The sequence below is a fragment of the Herbidospora mongoliensis genome, from assembly GCF_001570545.1.
In the GTDB taxonomy this organism is placed as follows: Bacteria; Actinomycetota; Actinomycetes; order Streptosporangiales; family Streptosporangiaceae; genus Herbidospora; species Herbidospora mongoliensis.
Genome location: NZ_BBXD01000012.1, coordinates 323683 through 346908, shown reverse-complemented (window position 1 = coordinate 346908; position 23226 = coordinate 323683). Strand labels below are relative to the sequence as shown.

Sequence of the window (23226 nt, the reverse complement as noted above, 5' to 3'; positions counted from 1 at the left end):
TTCTACTACAGCCCCCGATGGTGAGTGAAGGACGGGCGCAGAACCACGTTGTCGTAGTAGCGATGGAAGACGGGCGTCAGCGCCCCCGACAGGGGCGGGACGATCCACGACCAGTCGGCCGGGCAGACCCGGCCCGAGCGCTCCTCCCTCTCCACGTGGGTCATGAACCGCCTGGCCTCGGTGTGGTGGTCGGTCATCGTCACCCCCGCCTCGGCGAAGGAGTGGAGCACGGCCACGTTGAGCTCGACGAGCGTGTGGTCGCGCCAGAGCGTGCGGTCGCTCGAGGTGTCCATGCCGAGCCGCCGCGCGATCACCGGAAGCTGGTCGTAGCGGCCGGCGTCGGCGAGATTGCGGGCGCCGATCTCGGTGCCCATGTACCACCCGTTGAACGGCGCCGCCGGATAGCAGACCCCGCCGATCTCCAGGCACATGCTGGAGATCACCGGGACGGCGTGCCAGCGCAGCCCCAGCTCCGCGAACCAGGGGTAGTGCGGATGGCTCAGCGGCACCTCGAGGATCACGTCCGGCGGCAGCTCCCGCATCTCCACGTGATCTTTGACGTCGATCAGCAGCGGCAGCACGTCGAACCGGCCGCCGCCGCCCTCCCAGCCGAGCCCCTGGGCCGCCCGGGTGAACTCCAGATGGACGGGGTCGCCGACGACCTCGCCGTTGCGTTCGTAGCCGGCGTACCGGATGAGCTGGTCGTTGCGGATCCGGGCCGCGCGCTGCCCGGGACGGTCGGGGGCGAACACGGTGATCGTCGGCCGGATGCGGCCGCCGTTGGTCGCCTCCCGCAGATGGGCCACGCACTCGTCGGCGATCGAGTCGGCCGTGTCGACCTGGCGCCGGTCGCGGACGCGCAGCGACTGCCAGTAGAGCCGCCCGATGCACCGGCCACTGTTGCGCCAGGCCACGCGCGCGCCGAACGTCAGTTCGTCGAGCGTGTGGGTGTAGCCACCGGTCTGCTCGATCTCGGCCGCGATCTCCCGCAGCCGCGCCTCCACCGGCCCGGCGGTGGGCACCTCGGCATGGTGCAGCCGGACGAACTCCTCCGCCGCTCCCCAGTCGACCCCCTCGCCGCTTCTTTCCTCGTCGGGTCTCTTCCACCACGTCCGCATCGCGAATGTCCCCTCGCGGATCGCCGGTGGCCGTTCCGGGCGGCGACGACGACCCTCGTGGCGGTGACCCTCTCCTCACCGCCGGTGCGTATTTTGGTCCGCGGCGACCACGCCTGTTTTCACAGCGCGGATCACATTTTCGGTGGTTGTCCCAGATTTGTCATCTGTATCTGTGCATCAACGGCCACAGAGCGTCAAACGAGACGCGGGCGGCCGAAGGCCGATCGTGGCTCGCGCTCGGAATCTGCCCTAAAGACAGGGCCCTCGGGGTGTACGCACACGAAGAAGCCCCGGCCTGACGTCTCAGGCCGGGGCTTCTGGCAGCTCCCGCGATAGGACTCGAACCTATAACCTGCCGGTTAACAGCCGGCTGCTCTGCCGATTGAGCTACACGGGATCGTGCGGTGCCCCGCTTCCTGCCTTGCGGCTTTTCTTGCGGCGCGGAACTAGATTAGCGCACTCGGGGGGTGGTCTGTCACATCCATTGATCCAGCCTTTGAGTCGGCCCGGTTTGGATAGATGTGGACCCGTTGGGTAGGGGCCGAGGTAGCGAAGCGCGGAGGTGGAAGATGCGGTACAAGGTGATGTTCGCCGCCGGGCTGGGTCTTGGATACGTCCTGGGCACCCGCGCCGGGCGTGAGCGCTACGAGCAGATCGTGCGCGCAACGAAGAGGGTGTCCGACAGCCCCGCCGTCCAGGAGGCGGCCGGTCTGGTGGGTGCCCGCATGTCGAAGATGACCGTGGCGGCCAAGGACAGAGTCCCGTTCCTGCGTAGGCCTGACCCCTGGGACGGGGAGACCACAGCCGGCCCGACAGGCTGGCCAGACCCAGAGGTCAACCGGATCACCTGACAACGAGACGACGAGGGCCCGCCGGAATCGGTGGGCCCTCGCTCATGCCGGGGCACCCTTGAAAAGGATCAGACGCCGAGGCTCCTGCGGACCTGTTCCAAGGCCTGTTCCGCGGCGGCCAGCACGCCCGGGTCTCCGCCGTCGATCCCGTCGTCGAACGCCAGTTCCCATTCGATGACATCGGTGTCCGCGATCCGCCGGGCGATGAAGCGGACCCCCGCGTTTGTGGTGAGTTTCACATAGCGGCTGGCGACGATGGAGTTCTGCACTCTTTCCCGGATGGTTTCAGGCAAGAAGCCAGGCTCTTCCAAATTGACCCGATAAACGCCGCCCGTCACGGTTGTAATGGTTACCCCGGTTTCGTCCCACGAGGCCTTGTCGACGGTGTGCCAGGGCACCCGTTCCCCGCCGGGAAGGTGCAGCGCCACGAAGGTCGCGACGGAGAAGTCGCCGGACGGCGTGCGGGCGAAACTCAGCACCCGCTCCCCCGCGAGGCGGGCGCGGACGTCGGCGGGCAGGCGGTTCCCGAACAGAGGCATAGCGGAAACCTACAAGCGGACGGCCCGTGCCCCGGCTGCGGGGCACGGGCCGTTTCCGAGAACGGCCCGCCGTACCTCGGCTCAGAGCGTCGAGGCGGGCGGCGAAAAACGGGTCAGTCCAGGTAGTCGCGGAGCATCTGGGCGCGCGTCGGGTGACGCAGCTTCGCGAGCGTCTTGGACTCGATCTGGCGGATGCGCTCCCGGGTCACCCCGAACTCGCGGCCGACCTCCTCCAGCGTGCGCGGATGGCCGTCGGCCAAGCCGAACCTGAGCTGGATGATGCGCTGTTCACGCTCCGACAACGTCGCCAGGATGTCGTCGAGCTGATCTTGCAGCATGATGAACGCGGCGGCCTCGATCGGCACCACCGCGTCGGCGTCTTCGATGAAGTCTCCGAGGTCGGAGTCCTCCTCGCCGATGGGCGACTGCAGGGAGACGGGCTCCTGCGCGATCCGCTGGATCTCGATGACCCGGTCGATCGGCAGGTCCATCTCGGCGGCGATCTCCTCGGGCGCCGGCTCCCGGCCGAGGTCCTGGTGCAACTGCCGCTGCACCCGCACCAGTTTGTTGATCGTCTCAACCATGTGGACGGGAATTCGAATCGTCCGCGCCTGATCGGCAATGGCTCTGGTGATCGCCTGCCGAATCCACCACGTGGCATAAGTAGAGAACTTGTAGCCCTTGGTGTAGTCGAATTTCTCGACCGCACGGATCAATCCGAGATTGCCTTCCTGAATCAGATCCAGGAATAACATTCCACGGCCGACATATCTTTTCGCGATGGAGACGACGAGCCGCAGGTTCGCCTCGATGAGACGCTGCTTGGCGCGTACGCCCTCCCAGACAAGATCTTCGAACTCGGGCCGGGCCACCCTGATCGCGGGGCTCTCACAGAGCTTGTCCTCCGCGAAGAGGCCGGCCTCTATGGCCTTGGCGAGTTCCACCTCCTCCTCGGCGGTGAGCAGCGGAACCCGGCCGATCTCCCTGAGGTAGATCCTTACCAGGTCGCTGGTCGGCGCCCTCTTGGTGACGTCTTCCTCGTCTGGTTTGGATGTCTCCTCATCGCCCTGGGGCTCGCGGACCTCCACTCCGTTCTCGGCGAGCATGCGCACGACGCGTTCCAGCGCGTCGGCCGGCAGCTCGGATCGGTCGAGCGCGGCGGCCACGTCGTCAACCGTGACGCTTCCGCGCTCCTTTCCCTTAACGACGAGCTCCGCCACCTGGTCTACCGATGGCGGCCCGCTTGGCAGCACCGATGCACCCACGGACACAGTCTGCGGTATAACCACAACAAAACGGCAGGCCTATTTTTGTCACCGAAGGTTAGATCTGTGTCATTACCGAATCGATATCAAACCCGTGTTTCGCCTCTGTGAGGGGCGGAAAGGATTTGATATTCACGCCCCGCCGAGACGTTCTCTCAACGTCCGTCGCTGCTGTTCGAGCGCGGCCAGTTCGCCGAACATCCGGTTGTAGTCCTGAGCTTGGTCGACCGGGTTCAGGCGCTGCATGGTGGCCTTCAGCATGTCGAGTTGACGACCGACCGTAACCTCTTGGAGCCTGGCCAGAAGCCCGACCCCATGGCGCTCCTCGCTGTTCGTCTCCACCCTCAGGGGCTCGACCGCCAAACGGGTCACCAGGGGCCTGAGTTCGTCGGAGACGCCCGCGAGCAGGCGTTCGACCCACTCCCTCCCACCGGCGCCACCGGCGACCGTGCCGCCGCATGAGACGATCAACTCATAGAGGGCGGCGTGTTCCGGGCGAGTGAAAGCGGCGGCCCCCAGGACATCGAATTGGGGGCCCAGCAGTGCCGGGCGCTGGATCGCCAGTTGAAGCGCCTCGACCTCATAACGCACGATCGGCTCGAGCGGCGCCTCTTTCCTTTTCACCTTCTCGCCGCGGCTCTCGGCCGGCCGGGCCGCGATCTCGGTGACCCGCTCGACGACCAGGCGCTCGTTCATGAAGCCGAGCCAGCGGTCGAGGTCGACGGCGTACATGTGGCGCAGGGCCTTGTCCTTGATCGACGCGACCACGGGGGCGGCGGCGTCGAGGGCGGACAGGCGGCCCTCGTTGGTGCTGGTGTCGTAGCGGCCGATCATGCTGCGGATGGCGAAGGCGAACAGGGGCTCGCGGCTGGCCACCAGGTCGCGGACGGCCGCGTCGCCCTTCTGGACGCGCAGGTCGCACGGGTCGAGCCCGTCGGGCTGAACCGCCACGAAGGTCTGGGTGACGAACTTCTGCTCGTCCTGGAAGGCCCGCAGGGCGGCCTTCTGCCCGGCCGAGTCGCCGTCGAAGGTGAAGATGACCTCGCCCTGGCCCTGGTCGAACAGGATCCGGCGCAGCACCTTGATGTGGTCTTCGCCGAAGGAGGTGCCGCAGGTCGCCACGGCGGTCGGGACCCCGGCCAGGTGGAGGGCCATCACGTCGGTGTAGCCCTCGACCACGACCGCCTGGGAACGCTTGGAGATCTCGCGTTTGGCCAGGTCGACGCCGTACAGGACCGAGCTCTTGTGGTAGATCGGGCTGTCGGGGGTGTTGAGGTATTTCGGGCCGTCGTCGCTCTCCAGGAGCTTGCGGGCGCCGAAGCCGATGACGTCGCCGGTGATGTCGCGGATCGGCCAGATCAGGCGGCCACGGAACCGGTCGATCGGGCCCCGGCGGCCCTCGCGGGCCAGCCCGCCCTTGATCAGCTCCTGGATGGAGTAACCGCGCCCCAGCAGGTGACGTGACAGCGCCTCCCACTCGTTGGGGGCGTAACCGACCCCGAAGTGGTCGGCGTCGGCGCGCTCGAACCCGCGCTCCGACAGGAACTTGCGGGCGACGGCGGCCTCGGGCGAGACGAGGTTGGAGACGTAGAACTCGGCGGCCGCCTTGTGGGCGTCGATCAGCCGCGACCGCTCGCCCTGCTGCCGGCCGGGCACGTAGCCGCCCTGCTCGTAGCGGAGCTGGATGCCCGCCCGCCCCGCCAGGCGCTCGACCGACTCGGCGAAGGTCAGCGCGTCGATCCGCTGGAGGAAGGAGATGACGTCGCCGCCCTCGGAGCACCCGAAGCAGTAGTACATCCCCCGCGCGGGGGTCACGTTGAAGGAGGGCGACTTCTCGTCGTGGAACGGGCACAGGCCCTTGAGGTTGCCGCCTCCGGCGTTGCGGAGCTGGACGTATTCACCGACCACGTCGGCGATCGGGGAACGCTCCCTGACGAGGGCGATGTCTTCATCGCCAATCCGGCCTGCCACGCCGTGAGTCTAGTCACCCACGCCGAGCAGCTCGACGCCCACCGGCCCCACCTCGACCGGCTGGACCGGCTTGCGCGTCGGCTTCGGCCGCGGCCGTTCGACGCCCTTCACCTCGGGCTTCGACGCGCAGGCCACCGAGCACGCCGGGAGCGGCCCGGTCTTCTTCCGGACGCCCCTCATCTCCGCGAAGGGAGAGTAGGTGCGGTTGCCGTTCTTCCAGGCGTCGAGGAAGTCCCACGGCTCAACCATGCCGCGCCGGATCCACCACTCGTTGGCGTCGGTCTTCCAGGTCATCGCGAAGTAGAGGTTGCTGGCGGTGTTCCGGGCGTTGCCGGTGTTCCCGACCGTGCCGAGCTTCTGCCCGGCCTTCACCTTCGTCCCCGGTGCGAGCCCTTCGGCCACCGTGTCGAGGTGGCCACCCAGGTAGAGCACCCCGTCGTCGCCCAGCAGGCTGACGAACCGGCCCTCCCGGTCGCCCCCCTTGTCGGTCGAGGGCACCCACCGGTTCTGGACGTTCACCTCACGGACCGTCCCCGACACAGGCGCCACGAACGCGCACCCCTTGTCGGCCCAGATCGTCGTCTTGGGCAGCACGAGGAGCTTGCGCGCGTAGCTGACCTCACACCCCTTGACCGGGAAGATGTATTCGAACTTCGACAGCTTCGGCGGCGGCAGCAGCACCGGCTCGTCACCGGTGGGCGGCACCGCCGCCGAGATGAAAGCCGGCGCGGGGGTCGCCGGATCGTCGAGCGCCACCACGTCGGCGACGGGCTCGGGAGGATGAGTGCTCACGCCCGCGACGCCCGCCGGGGCACTACAGGCCGCGGTCAGGCCGACCAGTACGAGGGCCAGGATCCCCGGTCGCATGATCTCCACCCTGATGACGTTATCTGACGCGAGATGACCCAACGGCCGCTTTGAACCGAAGGTGAGGTCATCCTGCCAAAGGCGTCTCGGTGTCGGCCAGTCGCTTCGGGTCGGCGGTCTCGCCGGAGCGGATCAGTTTCTGGATGTCGCCGACGACGTCCCAGACGTTGACGTTCATGCCCGCGACCACCTTGCCCTCGCGCAGCCAGAACGCGATGAACTCCAGGTCGGAGCCCCTGACGACCAGGTCGTCGGCCCCGGTGATGTCGCCCGAGAACTCCATGCCGATCTCGAACTGGTCGGTGTAGAAGTAGGGCACCCGGTCGTAGACGACGTCCTGGCCGAGCATCGCCTTGGCGGCCACGGGGCCCTGGTTGAGGGCGTTGGCCCAGTGTTCGACCCGGATCCGGCGGCCGAGCAGCGGGTGGAACGCCTCGGCGACGTCGCCGGCCGCGTAGATGTCGGGGTCGCTCGAGCGCAGCGAGGCGTCGACGAGGATGCCGCCGCCGATCTCCAGCCCGGCGTCGCGGGCCAGTTCGACGTTGGGGGCGGCGCCGATGCCGCCGATCACGTCGTCGGCGGCGATGGTCTCGCCGTTCTCCAACACGACCTCGCGCACGTGGCCGTCGCCGGCCAGGCGGGCGACCTTGGTGTTCAGGCGCAGGTCGACGCCGTTGCGGCGGTGGACGCCCGCGAAGATCTCGCCCATCTCGGCGCCCAGCGTCTTGAGCAGGGGGGTCGCCATGGGCTCGACCACGGTCACGTCGCAGCCGGCCTTGCGGGCCGCGGCGGCGGTCTCCAGGCCGATCCAGCCGCCGCCGATGACCACGACGTTGCCGCCGTGGGCGAAGGCGGCCCGCAGGGCCTGGCTGTCGGCGACGGTGCGCAGGTAGTGGACGCCGTCGAGGTCGGCGCCCTCGAACGGGAGCGGGCGCGGGGTGGCGCCGGTCGCGATCAGGAGCTTCTCGTACGCCACCCGCTCGCCGGTCCCCAGCACGACCTCTTTGGCCGCCCGGTCGATCCGGGTCGCGGCGGTGCCGAGGCGCAGGTCGACGTCGTTGTCCCGGTACCAGCCCTCGGGATGGACGTACACCTTCTCGAGTTCGGAGGAACCCTGGAGGTAGCCCTTGGACAGCGGGGGGCGTTCGTAGGGGCGTTCGTGCTCGGCGCCGATGAGCGTGACGCCGCCCTGGTGGCCCTCCTCGCGGAGAGTGGTGGCGGCTTTGGCTCCGGCCAGGCCGGCTCCGATGATGACGAACATGGATGCTCCTTCTACGCGCTTCGGGCGGACAGCATTCGATGCATCGCCGTGGCGGACGCGTCGGTCAGCGACGCGATCTGGTCTATCACCGCCCGCAGCCGTGCGGCGTCGTCTTTGGCGTTCTCGAAGGCGGGTCGCAGCGCGGGCTGGAGCGTGTGCGGGGCGCCCAGCATGGTGAGCGAGGTCAGCTCGGCCAGCAGTTCCCGCTGGCGGGCCCGGACGGTCTGGTTGTCGGCCTCCCCGATCACGAACCGGACGGTGACGCCCTTGAGCAGGGCGCACTCCAGCCGGGTGACGTGGGGCACGACCAGGTCGGCGTCGTGGCGGCCGATCTCGTCCAGGATGTACGCCTGGCGGGTGGCGTCCTGGGCGCGGCGGCAGAAGCGGCCGATGAGCGTGCTGGTGAGCTGCTTCAGGGCGGCCAGGTCGGGGAAACCGCCGTCGAACCGGCCGGGCCACAGGGGCTCGCCGATCAGGCGGGTGAAGGTCTCCTCGAGCTCGTTCAGGTCGGCGTCGGGCAGGTACCACTCCTGGGTGAGCTTGCAGACCTCCAGGCGCTCCTGCGGGTCGCGGAGCATGGTGGGTGTGACGTAGCCGCTGTGCAGGGCGTCTTCCAGGTCGTGGACGGAGTAGGCGACGTCGTCGGCCCAGTCCATGACCTGGGCCTCGAAGCTCACCGAGCCGGGCGGGGCGCCCTGGCGGACCCACTCGAAGATCGGCATGTCGTCGGGGTAGACGCAGTATTTCTCCCCGCAGGAGCGGTCCCACGGGTATTTGATCGCGGAATCCAGGGTGGCCCTGGTCAGGTTGAGGCCGGCGTTGACGCCGTCCTCGGTGATGACCTTGGCCTCCAGACGTGAGAGCAGGCGCAGGCTCTGGGCGTTGCCCTCGAAGCCGCCGGCCCGTTCGGCGATCTGGTTCAGCGCGAACTCGCCGTTGTGGCCGAACGGCGGGTGGCCCAGGTCGTGGGCCAGGCAGGCGGTCTCCACCAGGTCGGGGTCGCGGTTCAGGGCCTTGCCCATCTCGCGGCCGATCTGGGCGCACTCCAGGGAATGGGTCAGGCGGGTGCGCGGGCTGTGCATCATCTGGTCGACCGGCGCCACCACTTGGGTTTTGCTGGCCAGCCTGCGCAGGGCGTCACTGTGGAGCACCCTGGCACGGTCGCGCTCAAATGGGCTTCTCTCCGGATTCCCCGGCGGCTCGGGAACCCAGCGTGCCTCGTCGTGCTGGTCATATGGCCTCACGGCTCCCCCTTTCGTCGCGGCGAGGGAGCTAGAAGGTACCCCCAAATATCGGGCTTCACGACAAACGCGTTGGAAACATTGGATTGCCCAAGCCCGCGGCTTGTTACAGGACGGTGGCCCGGCCCGCCTCCAGCCGGGCGACCGGCACCCGGAACGGTGAGCAGGAGACGTAGTCGAGGCCGATCTCGTCGCAGAACCGGACCGAGTCGGGGTCGCCGCCGTGCTCGCCGCAGATGCCCATCTTGATGCCGGGACGAGCCTTGCGGCCCTCCTCGACGGCGACCCTCATCAGGCGGCCGACGCCGTCGCGGTCGAGCGACTCGAACGGCGAGACGCCGAAGATGCCCTTGTCGAGGTAGGTGCCGAAGAACGCCGATTCCACGTCGTCGCGGGAGAATCCCCAGGTCATCTGGGTCAGGTCGTTGGTGCCGAAGGAGAAGAACTCGGCCGCCTCGGCGATCTGCCCTGCGGTCAGCGCGGCGCGCGGCACCTCGATCATGGTGCCGATGAGCGCGTCCACCCCGACCTCGCCGAGGATCCGCCTGGCCTCCTCACGCACGCTCTCCAGTTCCTGTACGGCCCCCACGAGCGGAATCATGATCTCGGGCCTGGCGTTCGGGGCGGCCTTGGCGGCCTCGGCGATGGCCCGCACCTGCATGGCGAACAGCCCCGGCACGACCAGCCCGAGCCGGACCCCGCGCAGCCCGAGCATCGGGTTCTGCTCGTGGAGGCGCTGCACGGCCTCCAGCAGGCGGCGGTCCTTCTTGCTCCCCTTGCCGGTGGCGACCTTGACCGACAGGTCGATGATGTCGGGCAGGAACTCGTGCAGCGGCGGGTCGATCAGCCGGATCGTGACGGGCAGGCCCTCCATCGCCGTGAACAGCCCGGCGAAGTCGGCCTTCTGCAGCGGCTCCAGCGCGTCGAGCGCGGCCTGCCGCTCCTCGGGGGTGTGGGCCAGGATCAGGTCCTCGATGAGCACCCGGCGGTCGCCGAGGAACATGTGCTCGGTCCGGCACAGGCCGATGCCGCTGGCGCCGAACCGGCGGGCCCGCCCGGCGTCTTCGGGGGTGTCGGCGTTGGCCCGCACGCCCAGGCGCCGACGCTCGTCGGCGTGTCTCATGATCGTGTCGACGGCCCTGACGAGCTCGTCGCTGTCGCGCGAACCCTCGAAGTACTCCACGACCGGGGAGGCCACCACGGGCACCTCGCCCAGGTAGACGCAGCCGGTGCCGCCGTCGATGGAGATGACGTCGCCCTCCTCGACGACGACGTCGCGGACGGTGAACCGGTTGCCCTGGGCGTCGACCTCGATCTCCTCTGCGCCGCAGACGCAGGTCTTGCCCATACCCCGGGCGACGACGGCGGCGTGGGAGGTCTTGCCGCCCCGCGAGGTCAGCACGCCCTGGGCGGCGATCATGCCGGCCAGGTCGTCGGGATTGGTCTCCCGGCGGACCAGGATGACGGCCTCACCCCGGGCGGCCAGTTCCTTGGCCCGGGACGAGGAGAAAACGACCTTGCCGACGGCCGCGCCCGGGGAGGCGTTCATGCCCTTGGTCAGCACGGTGTTGCCGTGGTCGGCCGCGAAGCGGGGGAACATCAGCTGGGCCAGCTGGTCTCCGGTGACTCTTCTCAAAGCCTCATCCAGGTCGATCAGGCCCTCGTCCACGAGCTGGGTCGCGATGCAGAAGGCGGCGCCGGCGGTGCGCTTGCCCACGCGGGTCTGCAGCATCCAGAGCTTGCCGCGCTCGATGGTGAACTCGATGTCGCACAGGTCGCGGTAGTGGCCTTCGAGCTTGGCCATGATCTCCATGAGCTCGGTGTAGGAGTGGGGGTCGATCCGCTCCAGGTTCTGCAGGGGGACGGTGTTGCGGACGCCGGCCACGACGTCCTCGCCCTGGGCGTTCTGGAGGTAGTCGCCGTAGACGCCCTGGTGGCCGCTGGCCGGGTCGCGGGTGAAGGCGACGCCGGTGCCCGAGTCCATGCCGAGGTTGCCGAAGACCATCGCCACCACGTTGACCGCCGTGCCGCGGTCGCCCGGAATGCGCTCCTGGCGCCGGTAGAGGATCGCGCGGTCGGCGTTCCAGGAGTCGAAGACGGCCTTGATGGCCAGCTCCATCTGCTCTTTGGGGTCTTCGGGGAAGTCGCGCCCCTTCTCCCGGCGCACGATCTCCTTGTAGGTCCCCACCAGCGCCCTGAAGTCCTCGGCCGTCAGGTCGAGGTCGGTGCGGCCGGCCTTGAGCTCGTCGATGGCCGCTTCGAACAGGTCGCCGTCGATGTCCAGGACGGTCTTGCCGAACATCTGGATCAGCCGCCGGTAAGAGTCCCAGGCGAACCGCTCGTCTCCGGCCTGACGTACAAGACCGAGAACGGAACGGTCGTTGAGGCCGATGTTGAGAACCGTCTCCATCATCCCCGGCATCGAGAACTTGGCTCCCGACCGCACCGAGACCAGGAGCGGGTCGTCGGGATCGCCGAGCTGCTTGCCCATGGCCGCCTCGAGCTTCGCCAGGTGCGTGCCGATCTCCTCGGCGGGTACGGAACCGTCCTTCATGTACGTGCGGCAGGCGTCGGTGGTGATCGTGAACCCGGGCGGGACCGGCAGGCCGAGGTTGGTCATTTCCGCGAGATTGGCGCCCTTGCCCCCGAGGAGGTCCTTCAGGTCTTTGTTTCCTTCGGTGAAGTCATAGACAAGTTTCGGCACGACAGTCTCCTCCAGGGGTCCATTCAATCGCGGAACCACCCCGCGTGCGGGACACTACCGAATAAGCACAACACGAAACGTCACACCTGTCATCCATAAGTGTTCCCGCAGGTGGACCGGGTAGAACCGGTCTAATCCAATTCGCCGAAACGTAAAGATCGGCCGTTTTTTCACAAGACTCAAATTGGTCTGAACCAATTCGCCGACGACCTTTGTTTCGACCCCGTTAATTGGTTCAGACCAATGCCCTGTTATCGTGGAATCACCCTCCGACAAGATCCCATTTCGGAGGGTGACGGATGAGCCGAGCGAAGTTGGTCGCGATCGCCCTGGTGGCGATGACCGGGGTCGGCGGTGGCGGCGGCCCCGCCGACGTGCCCGGCCTGAAGTGGGCGGCCTGCGCCGAGACGCCGATGGCGTCCTACGAGTGCGCGACGCTGACGGTGCCGCTCGACTACGCCGACGCGGCGAAGGGCACCCTCGACCTGGCGGTGGTCCGCAAGCGGGCGACCGGGCCGCGCATCGGGTCGCTGGTCCTCAACTTCGGCGGCCCCGGCGGTTCTGGGGTGACCACCCTGATCGACTCCGGCACCGCGTTCGGGACGCTGAACCGCAACTACGACCTGGTCAGCTTCGACCCACGCGGCGTCGAGCGCAGCAGCGGCATCCAGTGCCTGCCGCCCAAGGAGTTCGAGGAGTTCCTGGAGGCCGAGCCGTCACTGGACATCGCCACCGAGCGGAACCTGTCGGTCGAGTTCGTCCAGGGCTGCGAGCGCAACGCCGCGCGCGTCCTCCCCTACGTCGGCACGGTGAACGCCGCCAAGGACATGGAGCTGCTCCGGCAGGGCATCGGCGACCCCAAGCTCAACTACCTGGGCTTCTCGTACGGCACCCACCTGGGCGCCACCTACGCCACCCTCTTCCCGGGCAAGACCGGCCGGATGGTGCTGGACGCCGCCCTCGACCCGACGGTCGGTCTGCTCGACCAGTCGAAGACACAGGTGCTGGGCTTCCAGAAGGCGTACGAGAACTATCTGGCCGACTGCCAGAAGCAGACCTGCCCGTTCGCCGGGAACGCGGCCGTGGTGGACCTGCTGGCCCAGCTCGGCAAGAAACCGCTGGTCGTGAACGGCCGCAAGGTGACCGACGACACCGCGAGGTCGGCCATCGGCGAGGCGCTCTACAGCAAGACCTCCTGGCCGCTGCTGACCCAGGCGCTGTCCGCCGCCATGAAGGGCGACGGCACGGGGGTCCAGTCGCTCGCCGACGCCTACGCCGGCCGCCAGCCCGACGGGACCTACAACACCCTGCTGTCGTCGCTGAACGCGGTGCTCTGCGCCGACACCACCGAGCGCCCGACCTTCGCGCAGTCGGAGGCGCTGGCCAAGGACCTGTCGAAGGTCTCGCCGATCTTCGGCCCGGACGCGGCCAGCGCCGGCATCTGCAGCATCTGGCCGACGCCGGGCGAGGACTCCAACAAGCGGGTCGACGCCCGGGGCACGGCGCTGCCGATCCTGGTGGTCGGGGCGATCAACGACCCGGCCACGCCCTACGTCTGGGCCCCGAAGCTCACCTCGGAGCTCGGCAACGCGGTGCTGCTGACGTTCGAGGGCGAGGGCCACGGGGCCTACGGCCAGACGACGTGCACCACTGGGACCGTGGACGCCTATTTGATCAACGGGACGGTGCCCAAGAAGGGCACCGTCTGCCCTGCCACTTAGTCGTTGAGGTGCTGACGCAGGAAGGACTCGACCTGGTCGAGCGCGATGCGCTGCTGCGCCATCGTGTCGCGCTCGCGGATCGTCACCGCGTGGTCGTCGAGGGTGTCGAAGTCGACGGTGATGCAGAACGGGGTGCCGATCTCGTCCTGGCGACGGTAGCGGCGGCCGATCGCGGCGGCGTCGTCGAAGTCGACGTTCCAGCGGCGGCGCAGCTGCGCGGCCAGGTCTTTGGCCTTCGGGGTGAGGTCGGCGTTGCGCGACAGCGGCAGCACCGCGACCTTGACCGGCGCGAGCCGGTGGTCGAGGCGCATGACCGTGCGGTCTTCCATGACGCCCTTGGCGTTGGGGGCCGAGTCGACCGTGTAGGCGTCGAGCAGGAACGTCAGCGTGGCGCGGTCGACGCCCGCGGCCGGCTCGATGACGTAGGGCACGTAACGCTCGCCCGAGTCCTGCTCGAAGAACGACAGATCGGTGCCGGAGGCCTTGCCGTGGCTCGACAGGTCGTAGTCGGTGCGGTTGGCGATGCCCTCCAGCTCACCCCACTCGGAGCCGGTGAAGTTGAAGCGGTATTCGATGTCGACGGTCCGCTTGGAGTAGTGGGACAGCTTCTCCTTGGGGTGCTCGTAAAGACGCAGGTTGTCCTTGGAGATGCCCAGGTCGACGTACCAGCGCAGGCGCTCGTCGATCCAGTACTGGTGCCACTCCTCGTCGGTGCCGGGCTTGACGAAGAACTCCATCTCCATCTGCTCGAACTCGCGGGTGCGGAAGATGAAGTTGCCCGGGGTGATCTCGTTGCGGAACGACTTGCCCTGCTGGCCGATGCCGAACGGGATCTTCTTACGGGCCGACTGCTGCACGTTCAGGTAGTTGATGAAGATGCCCTGCGCGGTCTCGGGGCGCAGGTAGGCCAGGCCCGACTCGTCTTCGACCGGGCCGAGGTAGGTCTTCAGCAGACCGCTGAACTGCTTGGGCTGGGTGAAGGTGCCCTTGTTGCCGCAGTTGGGGCAGGTGATGTCGGCCAGGCCGTTCGCGGGCGGGTTGCCGTGCTTCTCGGCGTAGCCCTCTTCGAGGTGGTCGGCGCGGTAGCGCTTGTGGCACGACTGGCACTCGGTCAGCGGGTCGGAGAAGGTCTCGACGTGGCCGCTGGCCTGCCAGACCTCACGCGCCAGGATCACACAGGAGTCGAGGCCGACGACGTCGTCGCGGCCCTGCACCATGGACTTCCACCACTCGCGCTTCACGTTGTTCTTGAGCTCGACACCCAGTGGCCCGTAGTCCCAGGACGCCCGCAGACCGCCGTAGATCTCGCTCGACGGGTAGACCAGCCCGCGGCGTTTGGCGAGACTGACGATGGTTTCCATGACGTCGGTGCGACGTGCCATGAGTGGTGCTCCATCCGGCTGGGTGTCGGCGATGGGAAATGGGATGGGACAAGCCTAGTGGTCTCAGGCCTTGGGATAGACCTGCTCGAACGCGCCGGGCTCATTGATCATCAGGGTCATCAGCGGATACATCGTCATGCGGGCCGCCGACAGGGCGCGGCGGTAGAAACCGGCGCCCTCCCACTCGCTGACCAGCGCCCACAGGTTGGGCTCGTCGACCGAGCGGCCGACCTGCCCGCGCAGGAAGCCGCTCTGGGCCGAGAACAGGTCGATCACCTCGCGGGCGTGGAGTTCGAACTCCTCGGCCCTGGCTTCGGGCACGGAATAGCGGATCACGGCCAGCATGAGCCCAGCATGCCATCAGCCGGGGGTACTCCACCTGCGAGTAACCTCGACAGGTGGCCGACAACCGCCCCCGCAACGACGGGTCCCGCCGTACACCTCATCCGCTGGCCCAGAAGAACCGGCCGCAGAGTGGCCAGGCGCGCCGGAAGCCGCCGCGGCCGCTGCCGCCCGGCGAGCAGTTCTTCACTCCCGGTGCGACCGGGCTGCGCAAGACCGTCGAGACCCGCGCCGCGCCGCTGCTCGTCTTCTTCTACCAGCTGCCCAAGGTGATCCTGCCGATCGTGCTGGTCGTCTTCCTGCTGATCGGGTTCGCGGTCACCGACTGGCGTGGTGGCCTGGCGACACTGCCGGTGATCGCCTTCGTCGGAGGGCTCGCCTACCTGTCGTGGCCGTCGCTGGGCACGGGCGGCCGGTTGCTGCGGCTGGCGGTCGTGGCGTTCCTGGTCGCGGTGGCGGTGACCCGGTTCGGAGGCTTCTGAACCGTTTTGACAATCATTTTCATTTTCTGGCACACTCAGTGGGGTGATGCCCGGAAATGTTGCGCGTTTCATCGCCGGCTCCGCCCTTGCCCTGACCGCCGCCTGTAGTGGAACGACAGCGGCCGAGTCGGGCGAACCCGTGGTGGACGCGGCCTTCTTCCCCCTTCAGTGGCTCGCCGAGAAGGTCGGCGGCGCCGACATCACGGTCGAGGGCCTGACCAAGCCCGGAGTCGAACCCCACGACCTGGAGCTGACCCCCCAGCAGGTGGCCGGGGTCGCCAAAGCCTCTTTGGTCGTGTACGTCAAGGGCGTGCAGCCCGCCATCGACGAGGCGGTGGCCCAGCACGCGGCGGATCGCGCGTTCGACGCGGCCTCGACGGTGCCCACCCTGGCCGCCGTACACGAAGAAGAAGATCATGGCCATGAGGGGGAAGAGGTCGCCTACGACCCGCACCTCTGGCTCGACCCCTCCCGGATGGCCACGCTCGCGACGGCACTGGGCGGACGCCTCGCCGAGGCCGATCCGGCCCACGCGGCGGCGTACAAGGAACGGGCCAAGCAGGTCGCGGGTCAGCTCGGCGACCTCGACGCCCAGATGGCCGCCGGGTTGGAGAACTGCACGAGCCGGGTCATCGTGACCGCTCACACCGCCTTCGGCTATCTGGCCGACCGCTACAAGCTCGAACAGGTCGGAATCAGCGGCATCGACCCCGACGGCGAACCGTCTCCTGCCCGTTTGGCCGAGGCCGCCCGGATCGCGAAGGATAAGAAGGTGACTACCATTTTCACCGAGGAACTCGTCAGCCCCAAGGTCGCCGAGGTCCTCGCGAGCGAGGTCGGGGCCAAGACGGCGGTGCTCAATCCGCTGGAGAGCCCTCCCCAGGGTGGTGACTACATCTCCGGGATGACCGCCAACCTCACCGAGCTCCGCACCGCACTCGGCTGCCAGTAACCGGAAGGCGACCCATGAGCACGGCTTTCGAGATGACCGGCGGTCAGGTGACGATCGACGGCAGGAAGATCCTGCGCGGCATCGACCTCCGCGTCGACGACGGCGAGGTCGTGGCCGTGCTCGGCGCCAACGGCTCCGGCAAGTCGACCCTCGTCCGCTCCCTGCTCGGGGTCCAGCCCCTGTCCGGCGGTTCCATCCTCCTGTACGGCCACCCGCCCGCCCGCTTCCGTGAGTGGCGGCGGATCGGCTACGTGCCCCAGCGTCTGTCGGTGGGCGGCGGCGTCCCCGCGACGGTCCGCGAGGTCGTCGCCTCCGGCCGGATCGCCCGCCAGCGTCGCGGCCGGTGGACGAGTGCGGCCGACAGGCAGGCCGTCTCGGCGGCTCTCGACGAGGTCGGGTTGTCCGATCGCGCCGGCGATCCCGTGTCGTCGCTGTCGGGCGGCCAGCAGCAGCGGGTCCTGATCGCCCGCGCCCTGGCCGGCGAACCCGACGCGTTCGTCATGGACGAGCCGACGGCCGGGGTCGACGCGGCCAGCCAGCGGATGCTCGCAAAGACCATGGCGGGCCTGGTCGAACGCGGCAAGACGGTGGTTCTGGTCGCCCACGAGCTCGGCGCGATGGAACCGCTGATCAGCAGGGCGGTCGTGCTGAACCAGGGCTGCAAGGTCCACGACGGAGCCCCGCCCTCCCCCGTGGGAACCCACGCGCTGCCCGGCCACGACCACGTCCACCCCCACGAACCGGCTCCCGCCGAGAGCAGCCTGCCGGGTTGGGCGCTGGCGCAGGAGAAGGCATGACCATCTTCGATCTCGACTTCATGCGGTACGCCCTGATCGCCGCCGTCATGGTGGGGCTCACCGCCCCGGCCGTGGGCACGTTCATCGTGCAGCGGCGGCTGGCCCTGCTGGGCGACGGCATCGGCCATGTGGCGCTGACGGGGGTGGCGCTCGGTTTCCTGACCGGCACCGCCCCGGTCGCGACGGCCGTGGTGGTGGCCGCGCTGGGGGCGGTGGCGATCGAGATGGTCCGGGCGCGGGGCAAGACGAGCGGCGACGTCGCGCTGGCGCTGCTGTTCTACGGCGGCCTGGCCGGCGGAGTGATGATCATCTATCTGACGCCCGGCGAGAGCACCGCGTCCCTGAACTCCTACCTGTTCGGCGCCATCACCAGCGTCACCTCCACCGATCTGTGGGTCATCGCGAGCCTCGCGGTGGCCGTTCTGGCGTTGCTGACGATCTTCGGCCGGGAGCTCTTCGTCCTGTGCCAGGACGAGGAGGTCGCCAAGGCCAGCGGCCTGCCGGTCAGGTTCCTGGGCCTGCTCATCGCGGTGATCGCCTCGGTGACGGTGGTCGTCGCGATGCGGGCCGTGGGGCTGCTGCTCGTCAGCGCGCTTATGGTTGTGCCGGTGGCCACCTCACAGCAGCTCACCCGGAGCTTCCGGACGACGATGGCGCTGTCGATGGTCTTCGGCGTCCTCGCCACCGTCGGCGGCCTGACGTCGTCGTTCTACCTCGACGTGCCCTCCGGGGCCACGATCGTGCTGCTCGCGCTCGCCGGGTTCGCGGTCGCGCTCGGGGTCGGTAGATTCGTGAGGCGGAGCCGTACAGGGGAGTCGACAGCATGAGCAGAAGCCGCGACGCGGTGCACGAGATACTTCGGCAGAGCGAGGCGTTCCGCAGCGCCCAGGACATCTTCACCGCGATGCGCGCCGACGGCTCGAAGATCGGCCTGACCACGATCTACCGGGCTCTCCAGGCCCTCAACAGCGACGGCAGGGTCGACGTCCTGCACACCGACCAGGGCGAGACCGTCTACCGCGCCTGCGCCACCGACACCCACCACCATCACCTGGTCTGCCAGACCTGCGGCCGCACGGTCGAGGTCGACGGCCCCGACGTCGAGGTGTGGGCAGAACGGGTCGGGGCGGAACACGGCTTCACCGCGATAACCCACACGGTCGAGGTGTTCGGCACCTGCGCGCCCTGCGCGAAGGGTTAGAGTTCCGGGACAGAATCCAGAGGAGCTGCGATGCCGTTCAGTCACGACATGGTGCACTCACTGGCCACAGTGGTCGACTTGGTGAACACCCCGCCCACCGACCTCGAGGAACTCGGGTCATTAGTGGTTAGACGCCAGGTCAGCGGGATCGAATTCGTCAACGCCACCGACCTGGCCGAAGTGCAGACCCTCTCCAAGGCCTTCCACGAGGTGTTCACCGCCCCCGACGAAGACTCCGCCGTGTCGCGCCTGAACACGCTGCTCGGCCGCACCCGGATCACGCCCAGCCTGACCCGGCACGACGGCTTCCCGCTGCACGTCCACTACTTCGCACCGGGGGCGTCGCTGGCGGAGCACCTGTCCGCCGACTGCGGGGTGGCCCTGGCCCATGTGCTGGTCGAGGGCGAACGCGACCGCCTGCGCACCTGCTCGGCCCCCGACTGCGCCAACGTCTTCGTCGACGAGTCGCGGAACCGGTCACGCGTCTACTGCGACTCCCGCACCTGCGGGAACCGGATGCACGTGGCGGCCTACCGGGCCCGGCGCAGAGCTTAGACCTGGTTGGGGATCGCGCCGCCGTAGCGGCGGTCGCGGCTGGCGTAGATCTCGCAGGCCTGCCACAGGTCGCGCCGGTCGAAGTCGGGCCACAGGCGGTTCAGGAAGACCATTTCGGCGTACGCCGACTGCCAGAGCAGGAAGTTGCTGGTGCGCTGTTCGCCCGATGAGCGGACGAACAGGTCGACGTCGGGGATCTCGGGCTGGTGGAGATAGCGGCCGAAGGTCTTCTCGTTGACCTTGCCGGGCTTGATCCGGCCGGCCTCAATGTCGGCGGCCAGCTTCAGCGCCGCGTCGACGATCTCGGCCCGCCCGCCGTAGTTGACGCAGAACTGCAGCGTCAGGGTCTTGTTCCCGGTGGTCATCGCCTCGGCGTCGCTGAGCTCCTGGATCACCGACTTCCACAGCCGGCCGGGCCGGCCCGACCAGCGGACCCGCACTCCCATGTCGTTGAGGTCGTCGCGGCGGCGGCGGATGACGTCGCGGTTGAAGCCCATCAGGAAACGGACCTCGTCCGGGGACCGCTTCCAGTTCTCCGTCGAGAAGGCGTAGGCCGACAGGTAGGGGACGCCGAGTTCGATGGCCCCCTCGATGACGTCGAACAGCGACGCCTCACCCATCTCGTGGCCCTTGGTGCGCGGCAGGCCGCGCTGCTTGGCCCAGCGGCCGTTGCCGTCCATGACGATCGCCACGTGCTTGGGGACCAGGTCCGCGGGCAGGGCGGGCGGGGTGGCCCCGGAAGGGTGGGGCGACGGGGGACGAACCATGGTCCCTGAGCGTATTCGGTCCCGGTCAGCGGTCAGACCCACGACCGTTTTCAGGATGACGGCAGGCCGCGTTCGACGTGCTTCAAGGAGCGGATGCCGTGTTCCAGGTGCCACTGCAGATAGGCCGCCACCAGACCGCTGCACTCCACCCGGTTCCGCTGCTCCGATGTGTCGGCCGTCTCCCAGTCGCCCCGCAGCAGCGCGATCATCAGCGCGATCGTCTCCGCCGCGGGCACCGCAGCCCCCGACGGGCGGCACGTCCCGCACACCACGCCCCCGGCCACGATCGCGAAGGCCCGGACCGCCTCGGCGCCGCAGCGGGCGCATTCGGACAGGGCGGGGGCGTATCCGGCGACGGCGAGTGACCGCAGGAAGAACGCGTCCAGGACGAGGCGGGGTTCGTGGGAGCCGTCGACCAGGGTCCGCAATGCCCCGACGAGCAGGAGGAACTGCCGCAGGGCGGGTTCCTTCTCCGCCACGGTCAGGCGGTCTGCCGTCTCCAGCATGGCTGTTCCGGCCGTGTAGCGGGGGTAGTCGGAGACCAGGGGCTCGCCGTACGGGCGGATGGTCTCGCACTGGGTGACCATGTCGAGGGTCCGGCCGGTGTGGAACTGGACGTCGACGTGGGTGAAGGGTTCGAGGCGGGCGCCGAAGCGGGACTTGGTCTTGCGGACGCCTCGGGCGACCGCCCTGACCTTTCCTGTGCGTCTGGTCAGGATTGTGATGATTCGGTCGGCCTCGCCCAATTTGTGGGTGCGCAGGACGACGCCCTCGTCACGGTAGAGGCTCACGGCGGCCATGCTACTCCGGGTCACATTTAGCCAAATTTCGGTAAGTAACCTGATGGCGATGTCTGTACGTCCGGTAAACCTGGGGTGCGACGGGTTAACCGAAAGGTCACTAAGCTTTGGCCTCTGCGTGGGTTTCCTCCCCCCGCCGCATGAACCAGAGAAAGGGTGCCATGACCCGCGTGGTGCTGCTGGGCTCCGAATCCGGAGCTCCCCCACTGCCGCTCACCGGCCTGCCGGGCTCCCCCATGGCCTTCCAGCGGCTGATCGATCAGGCCGCTTCGTACGACCCCGAGCCTGTGGTGATCGTCCGGCCAGGTCAAGCCTCCCTTTACCCGGGGGCTCGAACGGTCGAGAGCGCCGACCGGGCCGGGGATCTGCGGGCCATCGGCGAGCTGGCCGCCGGGTTGGACGAGGATCTGCTGGTCCTGCCGGCCGACTCGCTCCTCCACGACGAGCTGATCTATCAGCTGGTGAAGTCCAAGAAGGGCGCCGTCGCGCTGGTCGTCCGCGAGGAGCGCGATCCCGATGCGCCCGAGCCGGCGCCCATCGAGGAGGCGGTTCCCGAGATCGGGATGAACGTCCTGGAAGGGCGTCCCCAACGCACCCGCATCAGCAAGACCCGGGTGATCTCCGTCGGCACCGCCTTCCACCAGGTGACCCGGCCGAACGCGGCGCTGCTCGGACCGCTCTACATCAAGGCCCGGCACGTCCCGACCCTCGCCGAGGCGGCGACCGATCTGGCCGAGCTCTCGTCCCTGAGCGGTCCTGAAGACGGTCTGACCGAGTTGCTGGCCCTCGGCCTGGTGCGGCGCGGGGTGTCGCTCGGCATCCGGGGCCGCCGTGACCTGTTCTACCGGCGGATCACGCCGGACAACCAGCTCGAGGCGGTTCAGGAGTTCCTGACCTTCGACGAGGACCGGGCGCGGCTCGACAACGCCGTGAAGGGGGCCGACGGCTTCTTCACGACGTATTTCGTCAGCACGTACTCCCGCTTCATCGCGCGCTGGGCGGCGCGACGGGGGCTGACCCCCAACCAGGTCACGCTGATCTCGATCGCGCTGGGGCTGCTGGCCGCGGGCGCGTTCGCGACCGGCGGGCGGCCCGGATACGTCGTGGGTGGGATCCTCATCTACTTCGCGTTCGTGTTCGACTGCGTCGACGGGCAGGTCGCCCGGTACGCCCGCCAGTTCGGGGTGCTCGGGGCCTGGCTCGACGCGACGTTCGACCGGTTCAAGGAGTACGCCGTCTTCGTCGGGCTGGCCGTCGGCGCGACCGTGGCCGGCCAGGACAGTGACGAGATCTGGACGCTCGCGCTGATCGCCCTGTCGCTGCAGTCGGTCAAGCACCTGCTCGACTTCTCCTTCGGCGCGGCCAACCGCCGCAAGCCGCCGAACCCGCTGCCGACGCTCGACCTGGCGGTGGCCGACGACCGGCAGCTGCGCGACGCCCTCGAGGTCCGCAAGACCGGCAGCACCACGCCCGTCAAGGCGCTGCTGCGCATGTGGACGAAGGCCGGCCGGTTCAAGTCGGTCTACTGGGCCCGCAAGATGATCGTCTTCCCCATCGGCGAGCGGTTCGCCGCGATCGCCATCGTGACCGCGTTCTTCGATCCCCGGATCACGTTCCTGGTGCTGATCACCTGGGGCGGCATCGCGGCCACGTACACCCTGACCGGACGTCTCCTGAGGTCGATGGCATGATCACGCACCCCCAGCCCGAGCCCGAGGTCGTCGACCCCCACTTGGAGCGGCTGCGCGTGCAGACCGCGCGCCTGGTGGCCTACCGCGACGACGGCCCGCTGGTCGCACTGCTGAAGCCCCGGATGGGCCGCGGCCTGCCGCCGGTGCCGACGACGCTGGCGGCGCTGCTGGCGATCATCGCGCTGGCGGTGACCGGGTCGCTGACCGAGGGGCCGATCCTGCTGGTGCCGGCGGTGGTGCTGACGCTGCTGGTGGCGCCGAGCGCGGCGCACGACCACCTGGGGCGGTTCGACTGGCTGACGCCGCCGCTGCTGCGGGCGACCGAGTTCCTGACGATCATCCTGGTCGGGCTGGCCGTCGACACTCCCAAGTGGCTGCTGTTCGTGCTGCTCTACATCGTGGGCTACCACACCTACGACACCGTCTACCGGACCCGGCAGAGCATCTGGCCCCCGGCGTGGATCTTCCAGGCGGGTCTCGGCTGGGAGGTGCGGCTGCTGGTTCTCGGTGTGGGCGCGGCCACCGGCACGCTGACCTGGGTGGCGGGCGCGCTCACCCTTTATCTGGTGGTGCTGTTCTCGGTCGAGAGCGTCACCAGCTGGGTGCGGCTCGACAAGCAGTCGGCGCTCGCGGTGGCCAACGCCGAGCAGGACCTCGAGGCGAGCCCCGAGGACGCGGTCGAGGCGGCCACCGGCGACGCCGAGCCGAACTAGGCCCTG

Annotated in this window: 22 protein-coding genes and 1 tRNA gene; 10 read left to right on the top strand and 13 right to left on the bottom strand. The window is 68.6% G+C overall.

The window, feature by feature from the left end:
• Positions 1 to 5: 5 nt before the first annotated feature.
• Together AW272_RS16435 and AW272_RS16430 are read right to left on the bottom strand one after the other, a co-directional pair.
• Entirely contained in the window at positions 6 to 1118 is a 1113-nt protein-coding gene (locus tag AW272_RS16435; RefSeq protein WP_066365483.1) for a nitric oxide synthase oxygenase, read from the bottom strand.
• 324 nt (positions 1119 to 1442) lie between these two features.
• Positions 1443 to 1515: transfer RNA gene (locus AW272_RS16430), tRNA-Asn, on the bottom strand.
• A gap of 172 nt (positions 1516 to 1687) precedes the next feature.
• Between AW272_RS16430 and AW272_RS16425 the strand changes: the two genes are divergently transcribed.
• Entirely contained in the window at positions 1688 to 1969 is a 282-nt protein-coding gene (locus AW272_RS16425; protein WP_066365480.1) for a hypothetical protein, read from the top strand.
• A gap of 68 nt (positions 1970 to 2037) precedes the next feature.
• Here the strand turns inward: AW272_RS16425 and AW272_RS16420 are convergent, their stop codons facing one another.
• The 7 genes from AW272_RS16420 to ppdK form a co-directional block, all read right to left on the bottom strand.
• Positions 2038 to 2448: a hypothetical protein gene (locus AW272_RS16420; protein ID WP_245657573.1), complete on the bottom strand. Its 411-nt coding sequence runs from the start codon at positions 2446 to 2448 to the stop codon at positions 2038 to 2040.
• A gap of 173 nt (positions 2449 to 2621) precedes the next feature.
• Positions 2622 to 3728, bottom strand: a complete 1107-nt coding sequence (gene rpoD, locus AW272_RS16415) for an RNA polymerase sigma factor RpoD (RefSeq protein ID WP_439649147.1) — start codon at positions 3726 to 3728, stop codon at positions 2622 to 2624.
• A gap of 177 nt (positions 3729 to 3905) precedes the next feature.
• Entirely contained in the window at positions 3906 to 5744 is a 1839-nt protein-coding gene (gene dnaG / locus AW272_RS16410; RefSeq protein WP_066365469.1) for a DNA primase, read from the bottom strand.
• 9 nt (positions 5745 to 5753) lie between these two features.
• Positions 5754 to 6611: a M23 family metallopeptidase gene (locus AW272_RS16405; RefSeq protein WP_066365939.1), complete on the bottom strand. Its 858-nt coding sequence runs from the start codon at positions 6609 to 6611 to the stop codon at positions 5754 to 5756.
• 67 nt (positions 6612 to 6678) lie between these two features.
• Positions 6679 to 7872, bottom strand: coding sequence for an NAD(P)/FAD-dependent oxidoreductase (locus AW272_RS16400; RefSeq protein WP_066365466.1), 1194 nt, complete (start codon positions 7870 to 7872; stop codon positions 6679 to 6681).
• 11 nt (positions 7873 to 7883) lie between these two features.
• A complete protein-coding gene (locus AW272_RS16395) occupies positions 7884 to 9116 on the bottom strand; it encodes a deoxyguanosinetriphosphate triphosphohydrolase (RefSeq protein WP_083958371.1) in 1233 nt (410 codons plus the stop codon).
• A gap of 103 nt (positions 9117 to 9219) precedes the next feature.
• Positions 9220 to 11817 carry a pyruvate, phosphate dikinase gene (gene ppdK, locus AW272_RS16390; RefSeq protein ID WP_066365461.1) on the bottom strand — a complete coding sequence of 866 codons (2598 nt, stop codon included), beginning with the start codon at positions 11815 to 11817 and terminating at the stop codon, positions 9220 to 9222.
• A 299-nt stretch (positions 11818 to 12116) separates the two neighbouring features.
• Between ppdK and AW272_RS16385 the strand changes: the two genes are divergently transcribed.
• Entirely contained in the window at positions 12117 to 13538 is a 1422-nt protein-coding gene (locus tag AW272_RS16385) for an alpha/beta hydrolase (RefSeq protein WP_066365459.1), read from the top strand.
• Here AW272_RS16385 and AW272_RS16380 read toward each other — a convergent pair.
• Positions 13535 to 14899 (bottom strand): glycine--tRNA ligase, encoded by a 1365-nt coding sequence (locus AW272_RS16380; RefSeq protein ID WP_066365936.1) that lies wholly within the window; start codon positions 14897 to 14899, stop codon positions 13535 to 13537. The genes AW272_RS16385 and AW272_RS16380 overlap by 4 nt on opposite strands.
• An 84-nt stretch (positions 14900 to 14983) precedes the next feature.
• Positions 14984 to 15265, bottom strand: a complete 282-nt coding sequence (locus tag AW272_RS16375) for an antibiotic biosynthesis monooxygenase family protein (RefSeq protein ID WP_066365456.1) — start codon at positions 15263 to 15265, stop codon at positions 14984 to 14986.
• A gap of 53 nt (positions 15266 to 15318) precedes the next feature.
• On the opposite strand from AW272_RS16375, the gene AW272_RS16370 reads away from it, so the two are divergent.
• From AW272_RS16370 to AW272_RS16345, 6 genes are read left to right on the top strand one after another with little or no spacing between them, the layout of a single operon-like run.
• Entirely contained in the window at positions 15319 to 15744 is a 426-nt protein-coding gene (locus tag AW272_RS16370; protein WP_083958370.1) for a DUF6703 family protein, read from the top strand.
• A 46-nt stretch (positions 15745 to 15790) separates the two neighbouring features.
• The gene (locus AW272_RS16365) at positions 15791 to 16696 is read left to right on the top strand and encodes a metal ABC transporter substrate-binding protein (protein WP_066365453.1); all 906 of its coding nucleotides are present in this window, start codon (positions 15791 to 15793) and stop codon (positions 16694 to 16696) included.
• A 14-nt stretch (positions 16697 to 16710) separates the two neighbouring features.
• Positions 16711 to 17493: a metal ABC transporter ATP-binding protein gene (locus AW272_RS16360; RefSeq protein ID WP_066365450.1), complete on the top strand. Its 783-nt coding sequence runs from the start codon at positions 16711 to 16713 to the stop codon at positions 17491 to 17493.
• Positions 17490 to 18320: a metal ABC transporter permease gene (locus AW272_RS16355; protein WP_066365447.1), complete on the top strand. Its 831-nt coding sequence runs from the start codon at positions 17490 to 17492 to the stop codon at positions 18318 to 18320. The genes AW272_RS16360 and AW272_RS16355 overlap by 4 nt, the downstream gene beginning before the upstream one ends.
• Positions 18317 to 18694 (top strand): Fur family transcriptional regulator, encoded by a 378-nt coding sequence (locus tag AW272_RS16350; RefSeq protein WP_066365445.1) that lies wholly within the window; start codon positions 18317 to 18319, stop codon positions 18692 to 18694. Before AW272_RS16355 ends, AW272_RS16350 begins: the two co-directional genes overlap by 4 nt.
• Before the next feature lie 30 nt (positions 18695 to 18724).
• Complete coding sequence (locus tag AW272_RS16345) at positions 18725 to 19249, top strand: CGNR zinc finger domain-containing protein (protein WP_066365443.1); 525 nt, start codon at positions 18725 to 18727, stop codon at positions 19247 to 19249.
• Here AW272_RS16345 and AW272_RS16340 read toward each other — a convergent pair.
• Both AW272_RS16340 and recO read right to left on the bottom strand, forming a co-directional pair.
• The gene (locus AW272_RS16340; RefSeq protein ID WP_066365441.1) at positions 19246 to 20016 is read right to left on the bottom strand and encodes an isoprenyl transferase; all 771 of its coding nucleotides are present in this window, start codon (positions 20014 to 20016) and stop codon (positions 19246 to 19248) included. The two genes, AW272_RS16345 and AW272_RS16340, sit on opposite strands and share 4 nt — an antisense overlap.
• Positions 20017 to 20066: 50 nt before the next feature.
• The gene (gene recO / locus AW272_RS16335; protein ID WP_066365929.1) at positions 20067 to 20807 is read right to left on the bottom strand and encodes a DNA repair protein RecO; all 741 of its coding nucleotides are present in this window, start codon (positions 20805 to 20807) and stop codon (positions 20067 to 20069) included.
• 170 nt (positions 20808 to 20977) lie between these two features.
• On the opposite strand from recO, the gene AW272_RS45580 reads away from it, so the two are divergent.
• Positions 20978 to 22507, top strand: a complete 1530-nt coding sequence (locus AW272_RS45580; RefSeq protein WP_066365439.1) for a CDP-alcohol phosphatidyltransferase family protein — start codon at positions 20978 to 20980, stop codon at positions 22505 to 22507.
• The gene (locus AW272_RS45575; protein ID WP_066365436.1) at positions 22504 to 23220 is read left to right on the top strand and encodes a DUF5941 domain-containing protein; all 717 of its coding nucleotides are present in this window, start codon (positions 22504 to 22506) and stop codon (positions 23218 to 23220) included. Before AW272_RS45580 ends, AW272_RS45575 begins: the two co-directional genes overlap by 4 nt.
• Positions 23221 to 23226: the final 6 nt, after the last annotated feature.